Genomic DNA, 3,003 nt, shown 5'->3' with positions numbered 1-3,003 from the left:
CTACCAATAATCCACTAGCAAGAGCGGTTACACAGAATTATTTACACCCTCGCCACATCTTCCACCTTTCTGGATGCCTTCTGCACAAAATAAGATTCCTAGATCAAATTTGCAATTAATTCGACCGATAACCCCGCAGCCTCACCTGCCCTTGCCAGTTAAGCGGGCAAGTAAATCACCCTACCCCAGCCAGCCCCGTACAAATCAGCAACGGTCACCCCTTATTCGTCCGCTTATCGTGACGGCTTCTCCACCGTGCTGCAAACATACAAAGTGGCAACCTCTAGTATTGCTTCTAAGCCTGTGATCTTTTTAGAAAAGAAGCGAGTGCAATAAATCTGTCTCTTTACTGGTACCCCCCTCTTATAAGTCGAGGTATGGAGTCCCGCTCAGCCCTTCGATCACTCTCTCACTCAATGTTTAGAGTCATAGGGCGGTTCAAAAATTCGGGGGGGGGTCTAAGAAAGATCGTAGAATCATCATTGTCTCTGGCCCAGAACCTAACGGCCTGCTTGGTGATTAGCTGCTAATCCAAGCTCAACACAATTTCATTGTGGTCATCTGTTGGCGAGGGAAAACCACAGACAACGCCTTGACGACAGAGAGAGGTGTTTTCATTTACCCAGTACGGGGGACTTTCACCCCGCTGGTTAAGCACCACACTCGGCACACACTCCGAAAATAGCCGCGCATTCTCGGGGTCGCCCCCCTTTTCTTATTAAGCTAATAGCTTTCATTAACGGTACTCAATAATTGAATAGCTTCATTCTTTGTCATTGGAACTAAGCTAGCGCCACTAGATACAGTGGCGATGACCGACTTAGAAGCATAGATTTTGTCAAGGATGAAAAGGCATCAAACCTAACTGGATAGACCGCCACACAACTAGCTCAACTATTAATCGTGTCATCCATGTATTTTACTGACTCACCGATGGAGATAGAAAATACGCCTGCATTTCCGCTTTCATACTCTCGCTTCCATGAGTTATAACCATCCAGATAATCTGGGATATCCGACTCCCCGATAAATTCATGTAAGCTTGCTCCCAGAGCCTCAATGGAAAATGGCATATGAGTAATTTCCTCTATACTCTCATCGCCATTCGGATTATTAATCTTTATGCCTGAAACATGAATGTGAACAATCAAAGAGTTGTCTTTCGACTCTTCAATTTTAAGTATGATTGCCCGTGAACTTTCTTCACCCTCACGATTATCATATTTCCACTCTTGGCCTTCTTTGATTTTCACGTCCATCATCATTCTTCACCTTAACTCAAGACTCAATTGTTTTCCGATGGCGTATGTCAGAGTACTCGGTCGTTCATACCTCACCCACACTGCCCCATATGTATACTTGTTCTATATCCGGTTCTCGTGCCAATCCTTCATTATCGCTGAGTGTAAACTCCTGTGTCAGTATGCCGGGATACTGCCTTTATAGATCTATGGAGACTTTTACCTCAAAAAATAGCCGCCCACTTGATATATATCATTATAGTGCCCTTATATACCCACAGTGGACTCACTATTTAGGGGTATTTTATCTTTCATTGGTTGGAGTAGCATCTTCAAATTGCCCAATTCCGGGTAACTTGGAGTATTTTGACTCAATAGTAGATCACCTGATAGGCATCTTTCTTTAGTTCTGGTGCGCTCTCCAGCTCATCATTCCGGCGAATGTCAGAGTTTTAATGATTGCCAGACCTGTTGGGCACCAGTGCTCGCCGGTGTATCGGAAGGGATTCTCGCAGCATCACTTTTCAGATCGCTCCTATACCTCTAATATTCGAGTGATACTCTAATAAGTTTGACGCCCCAGCTCGTGGCAGCCCACTTCAGCTCTCCCGATTGAAGCAGGCTCCGCATCAGTAGGCCTCACCTAAAAGTGGAAATCATCCAGCTTCCACCAGCAGCGCCCATTGCAAGGTAGATTAAAGCCAACTGATGAAGTTCTGCCTTAAAACGATGGTATCCCTGGAAAATAAAAGAACCGAAGTTAGGGTCGAACAGTCTCCATACATTGCCGTTTTGCACCTGAATCGTAATAGCATGACCGCTGTTAGGACCTAAAAATCCTATTAGAGCAAAACCTTGATTGAGACTTCCTGCTCTCTGTCGAATCCATTTTAAGAATGTTGAGAAAGGTTCAAATCGGTTAAGCTGGTGACCGCGTGCGATACAATGCTCTGTATATCCATCTCGCTGAGCAATGGTTCTCAATCCAGAAGAAATCGCCATCGTATTCCCTTGAATCTGTTGCTGTGCAGCAATTGCCCTTTGCAAGGAGTAGATTGGTTGCCCAAAGCTGGAGGTGGAGCCCCCAACGGCCATTAGAAACCTTCCCGGAGCTGCTCGGTTGCGCGCATTTCCGATTCCAGTATTGTGAAACCTCTGCTGCAACCCGACCTGCAAGTGCATATTCAAATGACCTCCAGGTTGTAACCCGAGCCGCAGCCACATATAGGATAATGCGTAGCAGACTCCGCGCCTTACATCATTATGTGCGCCTGGCTGGATATAGTTTGCTTGGTCCAGAAGAAATTCCGTTTCAGTCATTCGTGGGTTGAACATAGCGCTCTCCATATTCTGTAGAGATAGTAGACTCTTGCTTCTCCGCACTGATGCGGTCTATGTTCTATTATTCTTACCTTCGAAATTAGCTCTATCAATTTTCCAATACTATTTTTATCTTTCGGACATTTATAAAAGTAAACCACTACGTGATTACACCCCATAACGCCCACATCCCGCTTACTCTTAAGTGAAAAAAATATTACTCCACTTTGAAGACCCAAGCCCCTTACATTGCTCTATTGATTAATCCGCCAACAGATGGCATCCGGGTAAAAAGCGACAAGAGCCTCACTTTACTCAACGGTGGAATCAAATTCTGTAATTATCCAGAGATTCTCATTTAGGCAGAGAATTAACTTGTGATTGGCAATTCAACACTTCGGACAGTTTCATGCAGCTATAGCCCCATAGTCACTGTACTGCT

2 protein-coding genes are annotated in these 3,003 nt (G+C 44.9%); both read right to left on the bottom strand.

Annotation, left to right across the window (positions count from 1 at the left end; translation table 11 throughout):
* Positions 1-890 precede the first annotated feature (890 nt).
* Entirely contained in the window at positions 891-1,265 is a 375-nt protein-coding gene (locus MO867_RS21305) for a hypothetical protein (RefSeq protein ID WP_252472877.1), read from the bottom strand.
* Between the two features lie 615 nt (positions 1,266-1,880).
* Entirely contained in the window at positions 1,881-2,576 is a 696-nt protein-coding gene (locus MO867_RS21300; RefSeq protein ID WP_252472874.1) for a YopT-type cysteine protease domain-containing protein, read from the bottom strand.
* Positions 2,577-3,003: the final 427 nt, after the last annotated feature.

The sequence above is a fragment of the Microbulbifer okhotskensis genome (genome assembly GCF_023895975.1).
In the GTDB taxonomy this organism is placed as follows: Bacteria; Pseudomonadota; Gammaproteobacteria; order Pseudomonadales; family Cellvibrionaceae; genus Microbulbifer; species Microbulbifer okhotskensis.
The sequence above is the reverse complement of the archived record's forward strand: the minus strand, read 5'-3'. Positions and strand labels throughout refer to the sequence as shown.

What these genes read in the sequence shown, in the direction of transcription:
- MO867_RS21305 (WP_252472877.1), bottom strand. Translation starts at nt 1,265, where the DNA reads ATGATGATGGACGTGAAAATCAAAGAAGGCCAAGAGTGGAAATATGAT.
- MO867_RS21300 (WP_252472874.1), bottom strand. Translation starts at nt 2,576, where the DNA reads ATGTTCAACCCACGAATGACTGAAACGGAATTTCTTCTGGACCAAGCA.